The sequence below is a fragment of the Streptomyces sp. HUAS MG56 genome (genome assembly GCF_058673395.1).
This window is the reverse complement of sequence record NZ_CM178722.1, coordinates 5,919,925-5,943,542: the sequence shown is the minus strand read 5'-3', so window position 1 is coordinate 5,943,542 and position 23,618 is coordinate 5,919,925. Positions and strand designations below refer to the sequence as shown.

Annotated in this window: 22 protein-coding genes; 11 read left to right on the top strand and 11 right to left on the bottom strand. The window is 70.9% G+C overall.

Features of this window, described 5'->3' with window-relative positions; translation table 11 throughout:
- Positions 1-84: 84 nt before the first annotated feature.
- Positions 85-1,422: a hypothetical protein gene (locus tag AC4OXY_RS28110; protein ID WP_491991284.1), complete on the bottom strand. Its 1,338-nt coding sequence runs from the start codon at positions 1,420-1,422 to the stop codon at positions 85-87.
- Between the two features lie 95 nt (positions 1,423-1,517).
- Positions 1,518-2,645: an alpha/beta hydrolase gene (locus AC4OXY_RS28105; protein ID WP_376293725.1), complete on the bottom strand. Its 1,128-nt coding sequence runs from the start codon at positions 2,643-2,645 to the stop codon at positions 1,518-1,520.
- Between the two features lie 224 nt (positions 2,646-2,869).
- On the opposite strand from AC4OXY_RS28105, the gene AC4OXY_RS28100 reads away from it, so the two are divergent.
- From AC4OXY_RS28100 to AC4OXY_RS28075, 6 genes are all read left to right on the top strand, one after another.
- On the top strand, positions 2,870-4,684 hold the full coding sequence (locus AC4OXY_RS28100) for a phosphatidylglycerol lysyltransferase domain-containing protein (RefSeq protein WP_356029216.1): 1,815 nt from the start codon (positions 2,870-2,872) through the stop codon (positions 4,682-4,684).
- A gap of 132 nt (positions 4,685-4,816) precedes the next feature.
- The gene (gene folP, locus AC4OXY_RS28095) at positions 4,817-5,731 is read left to right on the top strand and encodes a dihydropteroate synthase (RefSeq protein ID WP_356029219.1); all 915 of its coding nucleotides are present in this window, start codon (positions 4,817-4,819) and stop codon (positions 5,729-5,731) included.
- Positions 5,728-6,297, top strand: a complete 570-nt coding sequence (locus AC4OXY_RS28090; protein ID WP_356029221.1) for a nuclear transport factor 2 family protein — start codon at positions 5,728-5,730, stop codon at positions 6,295-6,297. The genes folP and AC4OXY_RS28090 overlap by 4 nt, the downstream gene beginning before the upstream one ends.
- A 249-nt stretch (positions 6,298-6,546) precedes the next feature.
- Complete coding sequence (gene folB / locus AC4OXY_RS28085) at positions 6,547-6,906, top strand: dihydroneopterin aldolase (RefSeq protein WP_356029223.1); 360 nt, start codon at positions 6,547-6,549, stop codon at positions 6,904-6,906.
- Entirely contained in the window at positions 6,903-7,514 is a 612-nt protein-coding gene (gene folK, locus AC4OXY_RS28080; RefSeq protein WP_356029226.1) for a 2-amino-4-hydroxy-6-hydroxymethyldihydropteridine diphosphokinase, read from the top strand. Before folB ends, folK begins: the two co-directional genes overlap by 4 nt.
- Before the next feature lie 71 nt (positions 7,515-7,585).
- Complete coding sequence (locus AC4OXY_RS28075) at positions 7,586-8,074, top strand: DUF3180 domain-containing protein (protein ID WP_362821669.1); 489 nt, start codon at positions 7,586-7,588, stop codon at positions 8,072-8,074.
- A gap of 36 nt (positions 8,075-8,110) precedes the next feature.
- Here the strand turns inward: AC4OXY_RS28075 and folE are convergent, their stop codons facing one another.
- From folE to dacB, 6 genes are all read right to left on the bottom strand, one after another.
- Positions 8,111-8,716, bottom strand: coding sequence for a GTP cyclohydrolase I FolE (folE, locus tag AC4OXY_RS28070; RefSeq protein WP_356029230.1), 606 nt, complete (start codon positions 8,714-8,716; stop codon positions 8,111-8,113).
- A 112-nt stretch (positions 8,717-8,828) separates the two neighbouring features.
- Positions 8,829-10,871 (bottom strand): ATP-dependent zinc metalloprotease FtsH, encoded by a 2,043-nt coding sequence (ftsH, locus tag AC4OXY_RS28065; protein ID WP_356029232.1) that lies wholly within the window; start codon positions 10,869-10,871, stop codon positions 8,829-8,831.
- 198 nt (positions 10,872-11,069) lie between these two features.
- On the bottom strand, positions 11,070-11,609 hold the full coding sequence (gene hpt, locus AC4OXY_RS28060) for a hypoxanthine phosphoribosyltransferase (protein WP_356029235.1): 540 nt from the start codon (positions 11,607-11,609) through the stop codon (positions 11,070-11,072).
- 97 nt (positions 11,610-11,706) lie between these two features.
- Positions 11,707-12,735, bottom strand: coding sequence for a tRNA lysidine(34) synthetase TilS (gene tilS / locus AC4OXY_RS28055; protein ID WP_356029237.1), 1,029 nt, complete (start codon positions 12,733-12,735; stop codon positions 11,707-11,709).
- Positions 12,736-12,927: 192 nt separating this feature from the next.
- Positions 12,928-14,061, bottom strand: a complete 1,134-nt coding sequence (locus AC4OXY_RS28050; protein ID WP_356029240.1) for a zinc-dependent metalloprotease — start codon at positions 14,059-14,061, stop codon at positions 12,928-12,930.
- 67 nt (positions 14,062-14,128) lie between these two features.
- Entirely contained in the window at positions 14,129-15,685 is a 1,557-nt protein-coding gene (dacB, locus tag AC4OXY_RS28045; protein WP_362821671.1) for a D-alanyl-D-alanine carboxypeptidase/D-alanyl-D-alanine endopeptidase, read from the bottom strand.
- Positions 15,686-15,809: 124 nt separating this feature from the next.
- Here dacB and AC4OXY_RS28040 point away from each other — a divergent pair, with 124 nt between their 5' ends.
- Both AC4OXY_RS28040 and AC4OXY_RS28035 read left to right on the top strand, forming a co-directional pair.
- Positions 15,810-16,301: an inorganic diphosphatase gene (locus AC4OXY_RS28040; protein WP_018547987.1), complete on the top strand. Its 492-nt coding sequence runs from the start codon at positions 15,810-15,812 to the stop codon at positions 16,299-16,301.
- A gap of 121 nt (positions 16,302-16,422) precedes the next feature.
- Entirely contained in the window at positions 16,423-18,072 is a 1,650-nt protein-coding gene (locus AC4OXY_RS28035) for a threonine/serine exporter family protein (RefSeq protein WP_362821672.1), read from the top strand.
- Positions 18,073-18,077: 5 nt separating this feature from the next.
- Here AC4OXY_RS28035 and AC4OXY_RS28030 read toward each other — a convergent pair whose 3' ends face one another.
- A complete protein-coding gene (locus tag AC4OXY_RS28030) occupies positions 18,078-19,058 on the bottom strand; it encodes a DedA family protein (RefSeq protein ID WP_491994652.1) in 981 nt (326 codons plus the stop codon).
- 160 nt (positions 19,059-19,218) lie between these two features.
- Here AC4OXY_RS28030 and AC4OXY_RS28025 point away from each other — a divergent pair, with 160 nt between their 5' ends.
- The gene (locus AC4OXY_RS28025) at positions 19,219-19,584 is read left to right on the top strand and encodes a YbjQ family protein (protein ID WP_356029250.1); all 366 of its coding nucleotides are present in this window, start codon (positions 19,219-19,221) and stop codon (positions 19,582-19,584) included.
- A gap of 69 nt (positions 19,585-19,653) precedes the next feature.
- Here the strand turns inward: AC4OXY_RS28025 and AC4OXY_RS28020 are convergent, their stop codons facing one another.
- Entirely contained in the window at positions 19,654-20,415 is a 762-nt protein-coding gene (locus AC4OXY_RS28020) for a MerR family transcriptional regulator (protein ID WP_356029251.1), read from the bottom strand.
- A gap of 150 nt (positions 20,416-20,565) precedes the next feature.
- Here AC4OXY_RS28020 and AC4OXY_RS28015 point away from each other — a divergent pair, with 150 nt between their 5' ends.
- Positions 20,566-21,852: an ion channel protein gene (locus tag AC4OXY_RS28015; protein ID WP_491991283.1), complete on the top strand. Its 1,287-nt coding sequence runs from the start codon at positions 20,566-20,568 to the stop codon at positions 21,850-21,852.
- Positions 21,853-21,891: 39 nt separating this feature from the next.
- Positions 21,892-23,298, top strand: a complete 1,407-nt coding sequence (gene gad / locus AC4OXY_RS28010; RefSeq protein WP_376293741.1) for a glutamate decarboxylase — start codon at positions 21,892-21,894, stop codon at positions 23,296-23,298.
- 131 nt (positions 23,299-23,429) lie between these two features.
- Here gad and AC4OXY_RS28005 read toward each other — a convergent pair whose 3' ends face one another.
- The gene (locus AC4OXY_RS28005) at positions 23,430-23,612 is read right to left on the bottom strand and encodes a DUF397 domain-containing protein (RefSeq protein ID WP_362821675.1); all 183 of its coding nucleotides are present in this window, start codon (positions 23,610-23,612) and stop codon (positions 23,430-23,432) included.
- Positions 23,613-23,618: the final 6 nt, after the last annotated feature.

The window sequence follows — 23,618 nt, the reverse complement described above, 5'->3', positions numbered from 1 at the left end:
CGCTGGAGGGCGCCGGAACGACGTACGGCCCGGCTCCCCTCTGGGAAGCCGGGCCCGGTGCCTCGCGGGACTGCGGAGCACGCGTCAGGAAGCCGCGCTGCGCAGCCCCTGGACGTCGATCTGCTCGGTCTCGTCGTGCGCGGTCAGGTCGATGACCTGACCCGCGCCGTCCGCCTGCGCGGCGGCGGGCTTGAACGCGGCCTCGGCCTCGGCCTTGTGCACGGCGAGGGCCTCCTGTCCGACGACGTCGGCGAGGTCCTCGTTCTGCACGGAGTCCAGCGCGGCCTCGGGCGCGGCCTTCTGGGTGCCGAAGAAGTCGAAGCCACCCTCGACCACCGGTCGCCGAGCGGGTGCGGCAGGCACGACGGCCACCGCGGTCGGCACCGTGAAGTGCCCGGCGGGCGGCTGCCCCAGCGGCCGTACCGGTTCGAGAGCCGCGCTCGGCGCGGCGGCCTCGCTCGCGGCGGCACCGGCGCTGTCGGTCACGTCGCCCGTCACAGCGTCCTCGTCGGCCCCGGCTTCGGCTTCGACGGCCTCGGCGCCTTCTCCTTTGGCGACGGAGTCGGCCTCGGTCTCGGAATCGGCACCGTCGGAATCGGTGTCGTCGGAATCGGTGTCGTCGGAATCGGTGTCGTCGGAATCGGTGTCGTCGGAGAGCTCGGCCTCAGGAGCCGCGTCCTCGGCCGCCTCGGGCCCGGCCTTCTCCTCGTCGAGCGCCACAGCCTCGGAGTCGAACGCGGACTCGCCGACGGCCTCGGCCTCGGCCTCGGCTGGAGCCTCCCGCTCGAACCCGGCCAGAGCCGTCAGGGCACGCTTGTACAGCCAGGCGCCCTCGGACGAGAACACCGCGTTCGCCGACTGGGCCTCGCGGTCGGCCTCCTCCGTGACCTCGGCCGCAACCGGCTCCGGCTCCTGCTGGGACTCGGCGCTGCGCGCGGGCGGCAGGGCGAGTGAGGACGAGGGCTCGGCGGCCTCGATCTCCAGCAGCCGGCGGCCCTCCAGGGCGCTCGCGCGCTCGGTCTCCGCCGTGGCGTACCGGCGCAGCAGGGCCGCGTGCTCGTTGCGCAGGCCGGCCAGCTCGGCACGCTTGGCGCGCAGCCGCTGCTCCAGTTTGGTGCGCAGCTCGCGGGATTCCTCAAGGTCGGTCTCCAGTTCGGCGACCCGTTCCTCGTTGCGCCATTCGTCGCTGGCACGCGCGCGCGTGAGTTCGGCGACCTGCTTGCCCGCCTGCGCGTCCCAGCGGCGCATCACGATCGCGCCGACGACGGCGGTCGCCGCGGCGGCCGCGGCCAGTGCGCGCAGCACCGTGGCCCCGGAGAACGCCCAGGGACCCAGCGCGCAGACGACGGAGACACCGGCGATCGCCGAGGGAGGCAACAGCCGGTGCAGAGGTGGGGAATGGCGGTGGCGTCCACGTGGCATGGCCAGAAACTTACCGCGCGTAGGCGAATCGCGGGCCCCCGCCCCGTAAAAACACAGCCACACTGTGCGCTTCACGGGGCATCAGGGCAACGATTTCAGTTGGCGGTCAGCTTCGTGCTGAGCCACTGGAGGGTCGGCGGGATCTCCCGCTTCCAGGTGTTGAAGTTGTGCCCGCCGCTCGGAAGGATGATCGAGGAAATCCTGGTCACGTTCGTGCCCTGCACGGCCTGGATGAATTTCATCGTGTCCTTGTAGTTGTGCTCACCGACCTTGCTGCTGGTCACGAGGAGCGAGGTCTCGGGCGCGGTCAGATGCTTGATCGCCCAGAACAGGTTGGCCCGGTTCTGCAGGTCCTTGTTGCCGTGGAAGAGATCGCCGGTGGTGGGGTCGATCGGCGCCTTGTAGTACGGCGAGAGACCCGCGGCGGCCGCGTAGGAGCCCGGGTGGTGCATGGCGATCTTCAGCGCGCAGTAGCCGCCGGTCGAGTCACCGACGATGCCCCAGCTGGCAGGCGTCTTGTCGACGCGGTACTGCTCCATCACCGAGTTGCGCAGGTCCTTGGCGAAGAAGGTCTCGACCTGCGGGCCGCCCGGAACGTCCACGCACTCGGTGTCCCGCGGCGGCGCCACGGTCGGCCGCAGCATGACCAGGATCATCGGCTGCATCTTGCCGCTCTTGGCCAGCTGCTGCGCCGTGCTCGGGTAGTCCAGCTTGTTCACCAGGGCCTCGGCGGTGCCCGGGTAGCCCGTGAGGACCACGGAGACGGGGAACTTGCGCGCGTGGTTCTGCGGCTGGAAGTACTCCGGGGGCAGGTACACGTAGGCCGGGGTGGCGAGGTGGGTCGTACGGCCGACGATGTCGACCTTCTGGACCTGCCCGGTCAGCTGCGGCATCCCGCCGCCCACGCCCGCGACGTGGGACGTGGAGACCACCTTGATCGAACCGGTCTTACCGCCGCCCGCTATGTGGTCGACGACCACACCCTGGGCGTTCTCCTGGCCGAACAGGTCCGACCAGCTGGCGTAGAACCCGAAGGCCTGGTTGGCAGCGAGCCCGACGGAGGCGAAGATCGCGAGCTGGGTGGTCAGCAGCAGACCGATGCGCCCGCCGATGGACTGCCAGCTCTGCCGTGCCAGTCGCGGCCACAGCCACACCGTGCCGGCGAACAGCACGGCTGCGAACACGATCGCCAGCAACAGCACTTTATTGCTCGTGAGTCCCATGGGCTGCTTCCTGCCTGCGCTCTCCGCCCGGTGCCCACGCCTTATTGCGAGGGCTTGCCCGGGGCTTTCCTTGGCCTTTGACCCGACTTTCCGATGAGGAGTGAACCTCTCCCCCCGAGACACCGTCCTAGAGGGCGCAATGTCGCCGGATGCCCTGATCGGGCCCGGGTTCAAGGTCTCTCGCAGAACTACGGGATGCGATGTCTGTCAGGATAGATGGGGAATTGTCGGGCGAGGTTCCGGGTGGTAAGAGCCGGGCGCGGCGCATACTTCGCGGCCCGCGTCCCGAGGTCGTTCCCACTCTGGTCAGCAGGGCGGCCGCACTCGTGGGCGTCCTGGACATTGCCGCGGGTGTCTTCCCGCGCTTCCGCCACAGTCGCATGCACGCGATCGCCGAGGTGCTGCCGGGCTCGTTCGGGCCCTTCGCGGCAGCGCTCTCGCTGAGCGCCGGCGTGCTGCTCCTCCTGCTCGCGCACGGGCTCAAACGGCGCAAGCGCCGGGCATGGCGGGCCGCGGTCGCGCTGCTGCCGGCGGGTGCCGTGGCGCAGTTCGCGTACCGCCACTCGCTCGTCGGCATGCTGATCGCGGTCGCACTGCTCCTGCCGCTGCTGCGGCACCGGAACGAGTTCGCGGCCCTGCCGGACCCGCGCAGCAGGTGGCGTGCTCTTACCAACTTCGTACTTATGAGTGCGGGTTCCCTCGTGCTCGGCCTCGTGATCGTGAGCGTCCATCCGCACCGGACGATCGGCAACCCGAGCCTGGCCGACCGGCTCACCCACGTCGTCTACGGCCTGTTCGGCTTCGAGGGCCCCGTCGACTACGCGGGCAACGCCTCCTGGACCGTCGCCTTCTCCCTCGGCGCGCTCGGCTGGATCACCGCGGTCACCACGATCTACCTGGCCTTCCGCCCCGAGCACCCGGCCGCGCGGCTCACCGAGGAGGACGAGGCGCAGCTGCGCGCGCTGCTGGCCAAGCACGGGCACCGGGACTCGCTCGGCCACTTCGCGCTGCGCCGGGACAAGGCGGTCGTCTTCTCGCCCAGCGGCAAGGCGGCGGTCACCTACCGCGTCGTCTCCGGCGTGATGCTCGCCAGCGGCGACCCCATCGGCGACGTCGAGGCCTGGCCCGGCGCCATCGAGCGCTTCATGGACGAGGCCAAGGCCCACTCGTGGACCCCGGCCGTCATGGGCTGCTCGGAGACGGGCGGCGAGGTGTGGACCCGCGAGACCGGCCTGGACGCCCTGGAACTGGGCGACGAGGCGGTGGTGGACGTCGCGGATTTCTCGCTCGCCGGACGCGCGATGCGCAACGTCCGACAAATGGTCAAGCGCATCGAGCGGGCCGGCTACGAAACCCGGGTACGGCGCATCCGTGACCTCAGCGACGGCGAGCTGGAGCGCGTCCGGCGCGCCGCCGACGACTGGCGCGGCACGGACACCGAGCGCGGCTTCTCCATGGCGCTCGGCCGCGTCGGCGACCCGGCCGACGGGGACTGCCTGATAGCCACCGCCCACAAGCAGGACGACGAGCCCGGCGAGTACGGCGACCTGAAGGCGATCCTGCACTTCGTGCCGTGGGGCAAGGACGGCGTCTCGCTGGACCTGATGCGCCGCGACCGCAGCGCGGACCCGGGCATGAACGAGCTCCTGATCGTCGCCGCCCTCCAGGCCGCGCCGAAGTTCGACATCACCCGGGTCTCGCTGAACTTCGCGATGTTCCGCTCCGCCCTCGCGCGCGGCGAGAAGATCGGCGCCGGTCCGGTGCTGCGCGCCTGGCGCGGGCTGCTGGTGTTCCTCTCGCGCTGGTTCCAGATCGAGTCGCTGTACAAGTTCAACGCCAAGTTCCAGCCGCGCTGGGAGCCGCGCTTCGTGGTCTACCGCAACTCCGCCGACCTGCCCCGCATCGGCTTCGCGGCCATGCAGGCGGAGGGCTTCGTCCACATCGCCCTGCCGCTCCCGCGCTTCCTGCGCCGGCGCAGGGCGGTCGCCGAGCGCCCCTGCGCGCACACCATGGCGGAACACGACATGCGCGCGGCCTGAACGGCGCGCACGGCACGGCACCGCGCGGCACGACCGAGGACCGGCCCGGACGGCAGCCCCACCTCCTCCAGCAGGGGCTTCCGCCCGGGCCGCCGCGCATTCACGGCCCGCTCCTGGGCCTACGCTGAACGTATGAACAACCTCAGCGGACGCGGCCGGGTGACGGGCCTTCCGGCATGGGACCGGTGCGCGGTCATGGGCGTCGTCAACGTGACCCCCGATTCCTTCTCCGACGGCGGCCGCTGGTTCGACACGACACGCGCCGTCAAACACGGTCTGGACCTCGTCGCCGAGGGCGCGGACCTGGTCGACGTCGGCGGCGAGTCCACCCGGCCCGGCGCCACGCGCGTCGACGAGGCCGAGGAGCTGCGGCGCGTCATCCCCGTCGTGCGCGGCCTCGCCTCCGAGGGCGTCGTCGTCTCCGTCGACACCATGCGCGCTTCCGTGGCCGAGCAGTCCCTCGCGGCCGGTGCAGCCCTGGTCAACGACGTCAGCGGCGGCCTCGCCGACCCCGCGATGATCCCCGTGGTCGCGGCTGCGGGCGCCCCGTTCGTCGTGATGCACTGGCGCGGCTTCCTGGCGGGCGGCAACGTCCAGGGCGTCTACGAGGACGTCGTCGCCGAGGTCGTGGACGAGCTGCACGCGCGCGTGGAGGCCGTTCTGGCGGGCGGTGTCGCCCCGGACCGCATCGTCGTCGACCCCGGCCTCGGCTTCTCCAAGGAGGCCGGGCACGACCTCACCCTCCTCGCCCACCTCGACCGTCTGCGCGTCCTCGGCCACCCCCTGCTCGTGGCCGCCTCCCGCAAGCGGTTCCTCGGCCGGGTGCTGGCCGGCCCGGAGGGGGCGCCCCCGCCGGCCAGGGAGCGCGACGCCGCCACGGCCGCCGTCTCCGCGCTCGCGGCGCACTCCGGCGCCTGGGCGGTGCGCGTGCACGAGGTACGCGCCACCGCGGACGCGGTACGGGTCGCACGGGCCGTGGAAGGGGCGCGTGAAACGGGTCACACGCCGGACGCCGGCGGCGAGCGCGAGGTGGAAGGAGAGCAGTGAGCGCCCCTCACATCGACGTCGAACAGGTGGAGGCCGCCAACACCGCCTTCTACGAGGCGATGGAACGCGGCGACTTCGAGGAGCTGTCCTCGCTCTGGCTCAGCCCCGCCGACCTGGGCGTGGACGAGGAGTACCACGACCCGGCGGACACCGGGGTGATCTCCTGTGTGCACCCCGGGTGGCCCGTGCTGACCGGCCGCGGCGAGGTCCTCAGGTCGTACGCCCTGATCATGGCCAACACCGACTACATCCAGTTCTTCCTCACCGACGTGCATGTGTCCGTCACCGGCGACACGGCCCTTGTGACCTGCACCGAGAACATCCTCAGCGGCGGCCCGGCCCCCGCGGACGGCGGGGAGCTGGGGCCGCTGGTCGGTCAGCTCGTCGTCGCCACGAACGTGTTCCGGCGCACCCCCGCCGGCTGGAAGATCTGGTCGCATCACGCCTCCCCCGTGATGGCGGAGAGCGAGGACGCCGAGGACACCGAGGCCGTCGAGGACATGGACGCCACGGACGACACGCCCGGAACAAACGGCACGAATCCGGACGACGGTCTCCTCGGCTGAGCAGCCGGCGGTTCCCCGGCTGCGAAGAAGTGGTTGGAATCACCTACCCCGGGGTATGAGCGGCTATCAGCCCATGGCGTGGCCGGGTTTCCCGGGGGAAACACGAGATGAACGCTCATGGTCCCCGCGCGGCCCCGTGGCCCCGCGCCCCGGCTGTGTCAGCACCCGCAGGTAGATTCGTCAGAGGCCGGTGTGCCGCCCGCACGCGGTACGGACCGGTCCTTCCCGACGATTGCAGGAGTGATTCGCGTGGATCGTGTCGCGCTGCGCGGCCTCAAGGCCCGCGGGCACCACGGTGTGTTCCCCAAGGAGCGCGAAGAGGGCCAGACCTTCATCGTGGACCTCGTCCTCGGGCTGGACACCCGGCCGGCCGCGGCGGACGACGACCTGACGAAGACCGTGCACTACGGCATCGTGGCCGAGGAAGTCGTGGCCGAGGTCGAGGGCGAGCCGGTGAACCTCATCGAGACGCTCGCCGAGCGGATCGCGCGCACCTGTCTGAAGCACGAAGGGGTCCTGGAGGTGGAGGTGTGCGTCCACAAGCCGGACGCGCCGATCACCGTCCCCTTCGACGACGTGACCGTCACCATCACCAGGAGCCGAGTATGACCCGACCGTACCTCCAGGGTCACAGCGACCCGACCGTCCAGCCGGTGCCCGCCTCGGTCGTCGAGCAGGTCGACGCCGCCGACACGACCTTGCAGAACCCCAAATGGGCCGTCATCTCCATCGGCGCCAACCTCGGCAACCGCCTGGAGACCCTCCAGGGCGCCGTCGACGCGCTGGAGGACACCCCGGGAGTGCGCGTCAAAGCGGTCTCGCCGGTGTACGAGACCGAGCCGTGGGGCGTGGCACCCGGCACCCAGCCGTCGTACTTCAACGCGATCGTGGTCCTGAAGACCACCCTGCCCCCCGAGTCCCTGCTGGAGCGCGCGCACGCCGTCGAGGAGGCCTTCAAGCGGGTCCGGGACGAGCACTGGGGCCCGCGCACGCTGGACGTCGACATCGTCGCCTACGCCGACGTCACCTCCGACGACCCGCGGCTCACCCTCCCCCACCCGCGCGCCCACGAGCGCGCCTTCGTGCTCGCCCCCTGGCACGACGTGGACCCGCAGGCCAAGCTCCCCGGCCGGGGCCCGGTGGCCGATCTGCTGGCGGCCGTCACCCGTGAGGGCGTGACGCCCCGCGCGGACCTGGAACTCCGACTGCCCGAGTAGTCGTTAAGGTCAGGACGGCAAGGTCGGAACGACCACGGTCCGGGCCGGTCCGGGGGAGCTGAAGGGACACCGTGAAAGAGCTGCGCATCAGGGTGCTGGTCGGCGTGTTCGTCGTGGCCGGAGTCCTGTCGTGGGCGGGCGCCCGCCTCTGGAACGCGATCGGGACCCTGCCGAGCGTCCCCCTGGCCGCGCCCATCGTGCTCGCCCTGATCGCCGTGGTCCTGGCCGCGACGGCGCTCTCGCTGCGCGCCCGGCTGAAGGCCCAGCGCGAGCGCCGGCCCGGTGCCAAGGGCGTCGACCCGCTGATGGCCGCCCGCGCGGTCGTCTTCGGCCAGGCCAGCGCCCTGGTCGCGGCCCTCGTCGCCGGCATGTACGGCGGCACGGGCGTGTTCCTGCTGGAGCTGCTGGACCTGCCCACCCGCCGCGACCAGGCCATCTACGCCGGCTTCTCGGTGCTGGCCGGCATCGCGGTGATAGTGGCGGCCCTGTTCCTGGAGCGCGTGTGCAAGCTCCCGGACGACGAGGACCAGAACCACCCGGGGGCGGAACCGGCGGCGTGACCGCCCGGCCGCATCCCGCCGGGTCCGGCGCGCGGTTCAGCGCGCCATGATCAGGCTCATCGCCTCGTTCCGGGTGGCGACGTCCCGCAGCTGACCGCGGACGGCCGACGTTATGGTCTTCGCTCCCGGCTTGCGGATGCCGCGCATGGACATGCACATGTGCTCGCACTCCACGACCACGATCACGCCCCGGGGCTCCAGGATCTCCATCAGGGAGTCCGCGATCTGCGTAGTGAGACGTTCCTGCACCTGCGGGCGGCGTGCGTAGACGTCCACGAGGCGGGCCAGCTTGGACAGGCCCGTGATCTTCCCGGACGTCGACGGGATGTACCCGACGTGCGCGATGCCCCGGAACGGCACCAGGTGATGCTCGCAGGTCGAGTACACCTCGATGTCCTTCACGAGGACCATCTCGTCGTGACCGATGTCGAACGTCGTCGTCAGGACGTCCTCCGGCTGCTGCCACAGGCCCGCGAAGATCTCCTTGTACGCCCGGGCCACCCGCGCCGGCGTCTCCCGCAGCCCCTCGCGGTCCGGGTCCTCACCGACCGCGATCAGCAGCTCCCGCACGGCGTTCTCGGCGCGCTTCTCGTCGAACTCGCCGATGCGTCCCTCACCGTCCAGCGTCACCGGGTCGGTCATCTGGTGCCTCGTTCCTGTCGTCCACATGCGTGCATAAGGAAAATGCCGCGCCCCCCAGGCTAAAACCCTGGGGGGCGCGGCGTGCATTCCGGGCCGCTTGGCCGAAACACGCTCAGCTCTCGGAGCGGTCCTCCGGAGCCTGGTCCGTCACCGGAGCGGACTCCGACGCAGTGGACTTGACCGTGCTGATCGAGGCCGTCGAGCCGTTCGCACCGTTGGTCAGTGCCAGCTCCTTCGGGGAGAGCACCGGCGGGCGGGTGGACGGGGTGCGGCGCGAGGAACCGGTCCACGCGGGCCGCGGCGGGCGCTTGACGATCGGGGCGAAGATCTCGGCGATCTCCTCCTTGCCCAGGGTCTCCTTCTCCAGCAGGTGAAGGACGAGCTGGTCGAGCACGTCGCGGTTCTCGACCAGGATCTCCCAGGCCTCGTTGTGCGCGTTCTCGATGAGCTTCTTGACCTCTTCGTCGACCAGCGCGGCGACCTCTTCCGAGTAGTCGCGCTGGTGAGCCATCTCACGGCCGAGGAAAGGCTCGCTGTTGTCGCCGCCGAACTTGATGGCGCCGAGCCGCTCGGTCATGCCGTACTGCGTGACCATCGCGCGGGCCAGGTTGGTGGCCTTCTCGATGTCGTTCGCGGCGCCGGTGGTCGGGTCGTGGAAGACCAGCTCCTCGGCCGCGCGGCCGCCCAGCATGTAGCCGAGCTGGTCCAGCATCTCGTTGCGCGTGGTCGAGTACTTGTCCTCGTCGGGCAGGACCATCGTGTAACCGAGGGCACGGCCGCGGGACAGGATCGTGATCTTGTGGACCGGGTCGGAGTTCGGCGAGGCCGCCGCGACCAGGGCGTGACCGCCCTCGTGGTACGCGGTGATCTTCTTCTCCTTGTCCGACATGATCCGGGTCCGCTTCTGCGGGCCCGCGACCACGCGGTCGATCGCCTCGTCCAGCGCCTTGTTGTCGATCAGCTTCTGATCGCCGCGGGCGGTGAGCAGCGCGGCCTCGTTCAGCACGTTCGCGAGGTCGGCACCGGTCATGCCCGGGGTGCGGCGGGCCACGGCGGACAGGTCGACGTCGGGCGCGACCGGCTTGCCCTTCTGGTGGACCTTGAGGATCTCCAGACGGCCCTGGAGGTCCGGCGGGTCGACCGCGATCTGCCGGTCGAACCGGCCGGGGCGCAGCAGCGCCGGGTCCAGGATGTCGGGGCGGTTGGTGGCGGCGATCAGGATGACGCCGCCCTTGACGTCGAAGCCGTCCATCTCGACGAGCAGCTGGTTCAGCGTCTGCTCGCGCTCGTCGTGACCACCGCCGAGGCCGGCGCCGCGGTGGCGGCCGACCGCGTCGATCTCGTCGACGAAGACGATCGCCGGGGCGTTCGCCTTGGCCTGCTCGAACAGGTCACGGACACGCGAGGCACCGACACCGACGAACATCTCGACGAAGTCGGAACCGGAGATCGAGTAGAACGGCACGCCCGCCTCGCCGGCGACGGCGCGCGCGAGCAGCGTCTTGCCGGTACCCGGGCGGCCGTAGAGCAGCACACCCTTGGGGATCTTGGCGCCGACGGCCTGGAACTTGGCCGGCTCCTGCAGGAACTCCTTGATCTCGTGGAGCTCCTCGACGGCCTCGTCGCAGCCTGCGACATCGGCGAACGTCGTCTTCGGGGTGTCCTTGGTGATGAGCTTGGCCTTGGACTTGCCGAAGTTCATGACCCGGGAGCCGCCGCCCTGCATCTGATTCATCAGGAACAGGAAGACGACCACGATCAGGACGAAGGGCAGCAGGGAGAGCAGGACGCCGACGAACGGGTTCTGCTTGGACGGCGACACGGTGTAGCCGTCCGGGATCTGCTTGCTCTCGTACTTGGTCTGAAGGTTGCTGGCGAGCTGGGTGCCCTGCTGGTCGCCGATGTAGCTCGCCTGGATCTTCGAGCTGCCGTCGACCTTCTGGCCGTCCTTGAGGGTGACCTTGATGGTCTGCTCGTCACCAGTGGTGATCTTGGCCGACTGGACCTTGTCGGCATTGATCGCTGCAACGACCTGGCCGGTGTCCACCGTCTTGTAGCCGCCGGACGAGCCGACGACCTGCATCAACACGACCACGGCAAGGACGGCCAGCACGATCCACATGACCGGCCCACGGAAGTATCGCTTCACGTCCATCCATACGGAGCGGTGCCGCCCCGTCCCTCCTGCCATAGTGAGTTTGATAAGACAGTTCTTCTGACGGTACCCCAGCGTGGCTGTGTCCGAAGCCGCACGAAGCGTTTCGAAACAGCCGGGAGGCCCGTCTCTGCATGCTTCAACGGCGCGGAACCCGCCGGGGTTCCCGATCGTCCTACAAGGCTTGAGCCGAGTGGCTCAGCCGCCGTAGACGTGGGGCGCGAGCGTACCGACGAACGGCAGGTTGCGGTACTTCTCGGCGTAGTCGAGGCCGTAGCCGACGACGAACTCGTTCGGGATGTCGAAGCCGACCCACTCGACGTCGATCGCGACCTTCGCGGCGTCGGGCTTGCGCAGCAGCGTGCACACCTTCAGCGAGGCGGGCTCGCGCGAGCCGAGGTTGTTGATCAGCCAGGACAGGGTCAGCCCGGAGTCGATGATGTCCTCGACGATCAGGACGTGCCGGCCCTTGATGTCGGTGTCGAGGTCCTTGAGGATCCGCACGACACCGGAGGACTGGGTGCCCGCGCCGTAGGAGGACACGGCCATCCAGTCCATGGTGAGGGGCGTGGACAGCGCGCGGGCGAGGTCCGCCATGACCATCACCGCGCCCTTGAGGACGCCGACGATGAGCAGGTCCTTGCCCGCGTACTCCGCGTCGATCTTCGCGGCCAGCTCCGCCAGCTTCGCGTCGATCTCTTCCTTGGTGATGAGCACCTTCTCGAGGTCGGCACCCATGTCTTTCGCGTCCACCCGCATCACTTTCGGTCGTCCCGCACTTCCCGGCGGCCGGCCGCCCGGACCGCCGGAGGGTCGCTCCGCCGGGTGTCGGGATTCAGCCTTGCCGAATCACCAGTCTGCCACCCTGCCGCTGGGCGACGACTTTGCCCGGGAGATTGATGGCTCCCTGGCCGCGCCAGCCGGTGATCAGACGGTCGACTTCCTCGATGTGACGGGCGAACAGCGCGCCGGCCGGAGCACCGGCCTCGATGGCCGCGCGGCGCAGGATGCGGCGGCGCACGGCGGGCGGCAGGGCGTACAGCTTGGCGCATTCCAGCAGGCCGGCGCCGTCCCGTACGGAACCCTCGGCCTGACGGGCCCAGCTGTCGAGGGCGTCGGCGTCGTCGCGGGAGAGCTGGGCGGTGCGGGCGAGCGCCTCCACGACGCCCTTGCCGAGGGCCTTCTCCAGGGCGGGCAGACCCTCGTGCCGCAGCCGGGAGCGGGTGTAGGCGGGGTCGGCGTTGTGAGGATCGTCCCAAACGGGCAGGGACTGGACCATGCAGGCCTTGCGGGCGGTCTGCCGGTCGAGCTGGAGGAAGGGCCGCCGGTAACGGCCGCCGGCCCCCGAGACCGCGGCCATGCCGGACAGGGAGCGGATGCCGGAGCCGCGGGCGAGGCCGAGCAGGACCGTCTCGGCCTGGTCGTCGCGGGTGTGGCCGAGCAGGATCGCGGTGGCGCCGTGGCGTTCGGAGACGGCGTCGAGGGCGGCGTAGCGGGCGTCGCGGGCGGCGGCTTCGGGGCCGCCCTCGCGGCCGACGGTCACGGCGACCGACTCGACCGGGTCGAGGCCGAGGCCGCGCAGGCGCAGGGCGACCTCGTCGGCGCGGAGGTCGGAGCCGGCCTGGAGGCCGTGGTCGACGGTGACGCCGCCGGCGCGGATGCCGAGGCGGGGCGCTTCGAAGGCGAGCGCGGAGGCGAGGGCCATGGAGTCGGCGCCGCCGGAGCACGCGACGAGGACGAGCGGGGAGGGGGGCCGCTCGGCCGTCCGGCCCGGGATCTCGCCCGAGGTGTGGTCATTGAGGATGTCGTGGAGGACGCGGCGGACCGCCAGGCGTATCGCCGCGACCGCAGGATGGGGACCCATGGTCGGTTCCCTTCATGAAGTTGTCGGGGGGTGGGTCCGAGCTCAGTCACTCAGAGTGTGTAGATGGTGACAGAACCGGGGGGTTCCCCGAGCATTGCACGCCTACGCAAGGCTCACGGTCCCTCGGACGGGTGATTGGAGGGGCGTTCGCCTGCCGCAGGCCGAATTCGATTCACGACGCGGCCGTCGCGTTCACGACTCGGCCTTGCGGTGCACCCGCGCGACCCAGTCCGCCGGTTTCGCGATCTCGGCCTTGGTGGGAAGGGTGTTGGGCGAGGTCCACACCCGGTTGAAGCCGTCGGTGCCGACCTGCTCGACGACGGCCCGTACGAACCGTTCGCCGTCCCGGTACTGCCTCAGTTTGGCATCCAGACCGAGCAGCTTGCGCAGGGCGAGATCCAGCCGGGAGGCGCCCTTGGCGCGGCGCTGCTGGAACTTCTCGCGGATCTCGGCCACGGACGGTACGACGCTCGGTCCGACGCCGTCCATGACGTAGTCGGCGTGGCCCTCCAGCAGGGACATCACGGCGGTGAGGCGGCCGAGGATCTCCCGCTGGGCGGGGGTCTGCACCAGTTCGACGAAGGAGCGGCCGCCGTCGTCCTCCTCGCCCTCGGGGCGGCCCCCCGCCAGGGACTGGGCGGCCTCGCGGATGCGCTCCAGGAACGTCATCGGGTCGACGTCGGTCTCCGCCAAGAACGACTGGATTTCGCCCTCAAGGTGGTCGCGCAGCCAGGGCACGGCGGTGAACTGCGTCCGGTGGGTCTCCTCGTGCAGGCACACCCACAGGCGGAAGTCGTGTGGTTCGACGTCGAGTTCGCGCTCGACGTGGACGATGTTGGGCGCGACGAGCAGGAGGCGGCCACCGCCGTTCTCGCCGGCCGGCAGCTCGCGGGTGGCCGGGGCGAAGGTCTCGTACTGGCCGAGGACCCGGGAGGACAGGAACGACAGCAGCATGCCCAGTTCGACCCCGGTGACCTTGCCGCCGACGGCGCCGAGGACCGCGTTGCCGGGGGTTCCGGAGCGGCGCTCCTGCATTTTCTCCAGGAGCGGTTTGAGGATCTCGCGGAAGCCGGCGACGTTGGCCCGGACCCAGCCGGGGCGGTCGACGACGAGGACCGGCGTGTCGTGGATCTCGCCGGTGCCCATCCGGGTGAAGCCCCGGACGTGCTCCTCCGAGGCCTTCGCGTGCCGTCGCAGCTCCGCGACGACGGTGCGTGCCTCGTCGCGGCTGACGTCGGGGCCCGGTCGCACGAGCCGTGTCGCGGTCGCCACCGCGAGGTTCCAGTCGACCATCCCGGGAGATGTGGTGCCACCGAAGCCAGTCATGTCGTCAACCGTACGTGAGCGTTCCCACTTCGGGCAGGCCGTGTGAACGTGCGGCACGCGCGTGTGCCTAGCCGCATCCGCACCCCGCCAGCGCGGTGGCCGTCCGGTCGAGGGCCGACTGGGCCTCCTCGGGGTTCGTCGTGCCGGCGGCCATGAAGGCGAAGGCCAGGAGGCGGCCGTCGGCGTCGACGACCGTGCCGGCCAGGGTGTTGACGCCGGTCAGGGTGCCCGTCTTGGCGCGTACGACGCCGGCCGCGCCATTGGCGTAACGGCTGGTCAGGGTGCCGGTGAAGCCGGCGATGGGCAGGCCGGTGAGGACGGGGCGCAGGCCGGGGCGGGCCGGGTCACCGGCCGTGACCAGCAGGCCGGTGAGGAGGTCGGGGGTGAGCCGGTCGTCGCGGTTGAGGCCGCTGCCGTCATGGAAAGAGGCACCGGCCATCGGCAGGCCCAGCTTCGTCAGCCGTGCGGAGATCGCCTTGGCGCCGCCCTCGAAGCTGCCCGGCTGACCGCTCGTGAGCGCCGTCTGGCGGGCCAGGGTCTCGGCGATGTCGTTGTCGCTGTTGGTCAGCATCCGCTCGACGATGTCGGCCAGCGGGGGCGAGGAGACCGTGGCGAGGGTCTGCGCGCGCGTGGAGGCCTTCGAGGGGCCCGGGGACGAGGTCGTGACGCCCGCGGAGTTCAGGTAGTCCGCGAACTTGGCCGCCGTGTCCTTCGCCGGGTCGCTCACCCGGGGTGCCGGGCCGCCGGCGGAGTCGTCGGTACGGCCCTCGTCGACGGTCAGGGCGCTGACCGGGGCGAGGTTGTCGTTGACGCCGATGGGGTGCAGGGCGGGACCGGTGAACAGGGTCGTGTCGTAGGAGAGCGTGACCTTGCGGATGCCGCGCCTGTGCAGCGCCTGGGCGGTGTCGGCGGCGAGCCGGCGCAGGCTCGCCCAGATGTCGGCCTCCTTGTGGGCGGTCAGCGTGGGGTCGCCGCCGCCGACCAGGACGAGCTCGCCGGTGTCGGGTTCGAAGGCCGCGCGGGTGGTGAAGCGGTGGTCGGGGCCGAGGGCGGACAGGGCGGCGACCGCGGTGGCGATCTTGGTGGTGGAGGCGGGCGTGAGGGCCTCGGTGTCGGCGCTGCCGTACAGGCGCTTGCCGGTGGTGACGTCGACGACGGCCGCCGCGTGGCTGTCGCCCAGCGCGGGAGCGTCCAGAAGGGGCCCGAGGACGTCCGAGAGGGGCTTTCCGCCCGGGGCGGCCTTCTTGGTGCCCACGGCCTGCGTCGCGGCGTCCAGGCCCACCAGGACGGGCGCGGCGCTCGGCGCGGGCCGCGGCGCCCCGGCGGCCGCTCCGGAACCGCCGTGATCTGCGCCACCTGAGCGGTCCAGAGCGATCGCTCTGTCCCGCTCGGCCGTACGCTGACCGTTGGCGTCCCAGGGGCCGGACACGGTCACCACGCCGGCGGCGAGTGCGAGGCCGGCGGTGGCGGCGCCCGCGGTGTACTGCCAGGTCCTGACGGCTCGCGGACGGGGGAGGTGCGGGGACCGGGCGACAAGGGCCCGGGTCAGCCGCGCGGCCCGCGGCCGTACGGCTGCGAAGGCCCGCGCCAGACGCGGTCGTACGGCGTTCGCAATCCGCTCCACCTGCGGTCCTGCGGCCCGCCACGGCCTCGGCTCCGGCACGACCACCAGCCCCTTTCGCGATCACACACGTGCGTGAGGGACACTTAACCACCAGAACTATGTGCTGATCATGGAGGAGCCACCGGTGGAGTTCGACGTCACGATCGAGATCCCGAAGGGTTCGCGCAACAAGTACGAGGTGGACCACGAGACCGGTCGGATCCGCCTGGACCGTCGCCTCTTCACCTCGACCGCCTACCCGACCGACTACGGCTTCGTCGAGAACACCCTCGGCGAGGACGGCGACCCGCTGGACGCGCTGGTCATCCTGGACGAGCCGACCTTCCCGGGCTGCCTGATCAAGTGCCGCGCGATCGGCATGTTCCGCATGACGGACGAGGCGGGCGGCGACGACAAGCTGCTGTGCGTCCCGGCCACCGACCCGCGTGTGGAGCACCTGCGCGACATCCACCACGTGTCGGAGTTCGACCGCCTGGAGATCCAGCACTTCTTCGAGGTCTACAAGGACCTGGAGCCCGGCAAGTCCGTCGAGGGCGCCAACTGGGTGGGCCGCACCGACGCCGAGGCCGAGATCGAGCGGTCCTACAAGCGCTTCAAGGAGACGGGCGGCCACTGAGCCGGTCCTGTCCCGCTGAAACGGGCCGCACGCGCACGCGTGCGGCCCGTTTGTGTGTCCGCCGCGCAGGCATGCGCATACTGAGGGTTGCAGAAGGGTGTCGTTCAGGGAGCGGTGCGAGGTGACGGAGGCGGAGGACCGCAAGCCCCGGTCGGACGAGGCGCGGTACGACCCGGAGATCACGTCCGAGTTCGCCATTCCCCAGGGCATCGAGGTCCCCGAGGGCAGTGTCGAACCGGAGACGACGTCCGAGTTCGCCGTGCCGGACGGGCTGGCGGTGCCGCAGGCGCCGGGCGCGGAGCCGGCGGGGTCGGCGTTCAGCCTGCCGAGCGCCTACAGCGCCGGTGCGTCGGCCGCGTTCACCCCGGCGTCCGGGATACCGGTCAGCCTGATCAAGGACGCGCCCTGGCAGGACCGGATGCGCACGATGCTGCGCATGCCGGTGACCGAGCGGCCGGCGCCCGAGCCCGTGCAGCGCCACGAGGAGGAGGGCCCGGCGGTTCCGCGCGTGCTCGACCTGACGCTGCGTATCGGGGAGTTGCTGCTCGCGGGCGGGGAGGGCGCGGAGGACGTGGAGGCCGCGATGTTCGCGGTGTGCCGCTCCTACGGCCTGGACCGCTGCGAGCCGAACGTCACCTTCACGCTGCTGTCGATCTCGCACCAGCCGTCGCTGGTGGAGGACCCGGTGACGGCGTCGCGGACGGTGCGCCGGCGGGGCACCGACTACACGCGGCTCGCGGCCGTGTTCCGGCTGGTGGACGACCTGACCGACCCGGAGACGCACGTCTCGCTGGAGGAGGCCTACCGGCGCCTCGCGGAGATCCGCCGCAACCGGCACCCCTACTCCGGCTGGGTGCTGACCCTCGCCGGCGGGCTGCTGGCCGGTGCCGCCTCCGTCCTGGTCGGCGGTGACCTGATCGTGTTCGTCGCGGCGGCCCTCGGCGCGATGCTCGGCGACCGGCTGGCCTGGCTGTGCGCGGGGCGCGGACTGCCGGAGTTCTACCAGTTCACCGTCGCCGCGATGCCGCCCGCCGCGATCGGTGTGGCGTTCGCGCTGGCCGATGTCGACGTGAAGGCGTCCGCCGTGGTCACCGGTGGGCTGTTCGCGCTGCTGCCCGGGCGGGCGCTGGTGGCGGGCGTGCAGGACGGCCTGACCGGCTTCTACATCACCGCCTCCGCGCGCCTGCTGGAGGTCATGTACTTCTTCGTCGGCATCGTCACCGGCGTGCTGCTCGTCCTGTACTTCGGCGTGAAGGTCGGCGGCACGCTGAACCCGGACGCGGCGCTGATGATCAACGAACGGCCGCTGATCCAGATCGCGGCGTCCATGGTGCTGTCGCTGACCTTCGCGGTCCTGCTCCAGCAGGAACGTTCGACCGTGCTGTGGGTGACCCTCAACGGGGGCGTCGCGTGGTCGGTGTACGGCGCGATGCACTACGTCGGCGGCATCTCGCCGGTGGCCTCCACGGCCGTGGCGGCGGGGCTGGTGGGTCTGTTCGGGCAGTTGCTGTCGCGCTACCGGTTCGCGTCGGCGCTGCCGTACACGACGGCGGCGATCGGGCCGCTGCTGCCCGGTTCGGCGACGTACTTCGGGCTGCTCAGCATCGCCCAGAACCAGGTGGACAAGGGGCTGGTGTCGCTGGCCAAGGCGGCGTCACTCGCCATGGCCATCGCCATCGGGGTCAACCTGGGGTCGGAGATCTCCCGGCTGTTCCTGCGGATCCCCTCCGCCGGGAAGCGCAGGGCCGCCAAGCGGACCAGGGGGTTCTGAGCGGCCTACTGGTTGCGGTAGCCGTCCGGGTAGGAGCTCTGGTCGTACGGGTTCGGCGCGTACTGGTTCTGGTCGTACTGCTGCTGGTCGTACTGCTGGTGCCCGTAGTGCTGCTGCTGCCCGTACTGCTGCTGTCCGTGCTGCTGGTACTGCCCCTGGTCGTAGTACTGCTGCTGGTTCCACTCCTGCTGCGGCTGCTGCTGGTACTGCGGCTGCTGAGGCTGCTGGTAGGCGTACGGCTCCGGCTCGGTCGGCTCGATGCGGCGGAGCTGGGCCGTCGCGTCGTCCGTCACCGGCTGCCGGTGCTGGTACGCGGGCCGGGGCTGCTGCGGGAGGGGCTGCGGCTCGGGGCGGGCGGCGGCCTCCTTCCTGGCCTTGCTCCGTGCGCGCAGGAACTCGATCGCGATCGGGACCACGGAGACGAGGACGATCAGGATCAGGATCGCCTCGATGTTGTTCTTGACGAAGTCGATGTTGCCGAGCCAGGAGCCGAGCAGGGTGACGCCCGCGCCCCACAGGGTGCCGCCGATGACGTTGAACGTCACGAACGAGCGGTACTTCATGCCGCTGACGCCCGCGATGATCGGCGTGAACGTGCGCACCACGGGCACGAAGCGGGCCAGGACCAGGGACTTCGGGCCGTACTTCTCGAAGAACTCGTGCGCCTTGGTGACGTTCTCCTGCTTGAACAGGCGGGAGTCGGGGCGGTTGAAGAGGGACGGACCGACCTTCTTGCCGAACATGTAGCCCGCCTGGTCGCCGAGTACCGCGGCGAGGCAGATCAGGCCGACGGCGCCCCACAGGGGGAAGTTCAACTGGTGCGAGGTGATCAGCAGGCCGCAGGTGAACAGCAGCGAGTCACCGGGCAGGAAGAACCCGATGAGCAGGCCGGACTCGGCGAAGACGACGAGCAGCAGGCCCCATATGCCGAAGTTGTCCAGCAGGTTGTTGGGATCGAGCCAGCTCGGGCCGAGGGCGAGTGTCATCACGGGTCCGGGCTCCTGAGGGGGTGAAGGCGGTTGCGGCGGCTGAACGGCGTACTTCCCTGCGAGTGCCGCCCAAAGCTATCAACGTGAAGTGACCGCCCCAGGTTCCACCGATGCCTCCAGGATGCACTGTGGGACAACCGAGAGAAAGCTGTGACTCATGGGACTCGAAGACTACGGCGGCGGCCAGGAGCCGCAGCCGGACGTGCTGGTCGTGACGACGAACGACGTGCCCGGACGCCGGGTGGAGCAGGTGATCGGCGAGGTCTTCGGACTCACCGTGCGCTCGCGCCACCTCGGCAGCCAGATCGGCGCCGGACTGAAGTCGATGATCGGCGGCGAGCTGAAGGGCCTCACCAAGACGCTCGTGCAGACCCGCAACCAGGCCATGGAGCGACTGGTGGAGCAGGCACGCGCGCGGGGTGCCAACGCCGTGCTCGCGTTCCGGTTCGACGTGACCGAGGCCGCCGACGTGGGCACCGAGGTGTGCGCCTACGGCACCGCGGTGGTCCTCGCCAAGGAGTGACCGCTCCAAGGAGTGACCGCCGCGGTCCCGGCCCGGGAGTGAGCTCGTGCGCCCCCGGGCCGGGACCGGTCAGGAGGTGTGCCGGTCGGCGTTGGCGTCGATCGCGCCCCGCAGATGCTCGGCGAGGCCCGGCCGCACCGCGTCGTAGAAGGCCTTGAAGCGCTCGTCGGAGACGTACATCCCGGCGAAGCACCGGTGCATCTCGTACGGCACCTCGAAGTACCACCGGCCGATGTGCCGCCGGTGCTCCTCGGCAAGGTCCATGGCGGCCTCGCCGGACGGCTCCTCGCCGGCGTCCACCAGGGCGGCGTAGCGCTCCTGCCAGTCGTCGACCTCGGCCTGGATGCGCTTCCAGTCCTCCTTGGTGTACGTGGCGGCCCGGCGCTGGGACTCGGCGTACGCCTCGGTGTTGCCCCAGCGCTGCTCCGCCTCCTCGCGGTACTGCTCGGGGTCCTTGTCCCCGAAGACCTCGAACCGCTCCTCGGGGGTGAGTTGAATGCCCATCGTGCGTGCCTCCATGGCGTGCTCCACGGCCTCGGCCATCTTCTGCAGCTTCTCGATCCGGGCGGTCAGCAGGTCGTGCTGCCGGCGCAGGTGTTCCCGCGGGTCCACCGCCGGATCGTCGAGCAGGGCCGCGACCTCGTCGAGCGGGAAGCCGAGCTCCCGGTAGAACAGGATCTGCTGGAGCCGGTCGAGATCGGCGTCGGTGTAGCGCCGGTGCCCGGCGTGCGTGCGCCCGCCGGGCGCGAGCAGGCCGATCTCGTCGTAATGGTGCAGGGTGCGCACCGTGACCCCGGCGAACCCCGCGACCTGTCCCACGGAGTAGCTCACTCTTCCGCTCCTTGACGTCCTTGTCGTCGGTACGTCCCCACGCTGAGGCCTCACGTGGCGTGAGGTGCAAGCCCGTTCGCGTTCCGGATCACTCCGGACGCTCCATACACTTTGACCGTTTTGTTTGTTCTGTCCGCTTATGGTGAGCCCGTGGCCCAGGAAACCGCGCGGCAGCCGCCCCCGACCGCTTCCACGGCTCCGGCACGGTCCCTGCTGCCGTTCATCCTGCCCGCCGTCGTCGTGGGCGTGGCCGCGGCCCTGGTCTTCATCGGGGTGAGCGCAGCGGCGGAGAGGCTCCAGCACGTGCTGTGGGGGCCGCTGCCGGACGCGCTCGGGGTGGGCCGCTACTCGGTGCAGTGGATGTTCGTGATGCTCGTGGCGACCGGGATCGCGGTCGGGCTGGTGGTCTGGAAGGTGCCGGGCCACGCCGGCCCCGATCCGGCGACGCTCGGCCTCGACGCCCCGGCCCTGCCGCCGGTCGTGCTGCCGGGCCTGCTGCTGGCGGCCGCGCTGATGCTGGCCGGCGGTCCGAGCCTCGGCCCGGAGAACCCGGTCATCGCCGTGAACGTGGGCCTCGCGGCCTGGCTCGGCACCCGGCTGCTGCCCCGGACGCCGGACTCGCTGTGGCCGGTGCTGGCCGAGTCGGCGACGATCGGCGCGCTGTTCGGCACCCCGGTGGCGGCGGCGCTGGTCATCTCCGAGGCGCTGGCCGGGAAGCCGATGCGGGGGCGGCTGTGGGACAACCTGTTCGCGCCGCTCACGGCCGGCGCGTGCGGGGCCCTGACGACCTCCCTCGTCTTCCGTCCGACCTTCGACCTGGGACTGCCGCCGCTGCGCCACCTCGACGCGAAGGACGTGCTGGCCGCCGTGGTGATCGCCTCGGCCGCCGCGCTGCTCGGCATGGGCGCCGTGTACGCCTTCCCGTACGTCCACGCGGGCTTCCGGCGGCTGCGGCACCCGATGCTGATGCTGCCGGCGGGCGGGCTCGTGCTGGGCGCGCTGGGGGCGCTGGGCGGTCGTCTGACGCTGTTCAAGGGGCTGGCGGAGGTCGGGGAGCTGGCCCGGAACCCGGCGGGCTGGTCGGCGGGGCAGTTCGCCGTGATGGCGGTGGTGAAGCTGGCGGCGCTGCTGGTGGCCGCGGCCTGCGGCTTCCGTGGCGGCCGTATCTTCCCGGCGGTCTTCATCGGCGCGTCGCTGGGTCTGTGTGCCCATGCGCTCGTTCCGGCCGTGCATCCCTCGGTGGGCGTGGCGACGGGCGTCCTGGGCATGCTCCTGGCTGTCACGCGACAGGGCTGGGTGAGCCTGTTCACCGCCGCCGTCCTGGCGGCCTCGCCCGCGGTCCTCACCCTGCTGTGCGTCGCCTCGCTGCCCGCCTGGCTGCTGGTGACGGGGCGTCCGCAGCTGCAGTTGCGGCCGGACGGCACGCCGGTCCGCTGAATCCCCCGATTCCTTCCCGAACTCCCGGAGGCACGTCTCATGGCCCTGCACAAAGGTCCCGAGCAGCATCAGAAGCGCGTGATGTCGGTCAACCCGTTCTTCGGCGAGGCCAATCCGGTCGCGGGGATGACCGAGGCCCCGCCCACGCACCGGCTCCCGGACGGCCCGCTGCCCCCGAACACGGCGTACCAGCTGGTGCACGACGAGCTGATGCTGGACGGCAACTCCCGGCTGAACCTGGCCACGTTCGTCACCACCTGGATGGAGCCGCAGGCCGGGGTGCTGATGGGCGAGTGCCGCGACAAGAACATGATCGACAAGGACGAGTACCCGCGCACGGCCGAGCTGGAACGGCGCTGTGTGGCGATGCTCGCCGACCTGTGGAACGCGCCGGATCCGTCGGCGGCGGTGGGCTGTTCGACGACCGGGTCGAGCGAGGCGTGCATGCTCGCCGGGATGGCGCTGAAGCGGCGCTGGTCACGGCGGAACGCCGACCGCTATCCGGGCGCGCGCCCGAACCTCGTCATGGGCATCAACGTCCAGGTGTGCTGGGAGAAGTTCTGCAACTTCTGGGAGGTGGAGGCCCGGCAGGTCCCGATGGAGGGCGACCGCTTCCATCTGGACCCGCAGGCGGCGGCCGAGCTGTGCGACGAGAACACCATCGGGGTCGTCGGCATCCTCGGCTCGACCTTCGACGGCTCCTACGAGCCGATCGCCGACCTGTGCGCGGCCCTGGACGCCCTCCAGGAGCGCACCGGACTCGACATCCCGGTCCACGTGGACGGCGCCTCCGGCGGCATGGTGGCACCCTTCCTGGACGAGGACCTGGAGTGGGACTTCCGCCTGCCCCGGGTGGCCTCGATCAACGCCTCCGGGCACAAGTACGGGCTCGTGTACCCCGGAGTCGGCTGGGCGCTGTGGCGGGACGCGGAGGCGCTGCCGGAGGAGCTGGTGTTCCGGGTGAACTACCTGGGCGGCGACATGCCGACCTTCGCGCTCAACTTCTCCCGGCCCGGCGCGCAGGTGGTCGCGCAGTACTACACGTTCCTGCGCCTCGGCCGCGACGGCTACCGGGCGGTGCAGCAGTCGACCCGGGACGTGGCGACCTCGCTGGCCGAACGCATCGGAGAACTGAGCGACTTCAGGCTCCTCACCCACGGGGACGAGCTGCCGGTGTTCGCGCTGACCACGGCCGACGACGTCACGGCGTACGACGTCTTCGACGTCTCCCGGCGGCTGCGCGAGAGCGGCTGGCTGGTGCCCGCGTACACCTTCCCGGCGAACCGCGAGGACCTGTCCGTGCTGCGGGTGGTGTGCCGCAACGGCTTCTCGCACGACCTGGCCGACCTGTTCCTGGACGACCTGACCCGCCTGCTGCCCCAACTGAACCGCCAGCCACACCCGTTGACCCGGGACAAGGCTGCGGCGACCGGCTTCCACCACTAGGCGCTCCGCTGGCGGTGCCGCGATGTGCCGTCGGTCGGCTGCGGGTCCGTCGTGGCCGGTCGCGCAGTTCCCCGCGCCCCTTCGGGCGCAGCCGAACCGCGCGTACTTCGCCGACCCGGCTGAGACCCCGGTCAGCGGCGCAGGGCTCCGCCCTTGACCGCCGTGACGAACGACGCCCACACCGGCCCCGCGACGATGAGCGCGGGGCCCTCCGGCTGCTTGGAGTCGCGGACGGGGACGCCGGCGGAGGGGTGGTGGTCGAGGACTTCGAGGCAGCTACCGCCGTTGTCGTCGCTGTACGACGACGCCGGCATCGGAGC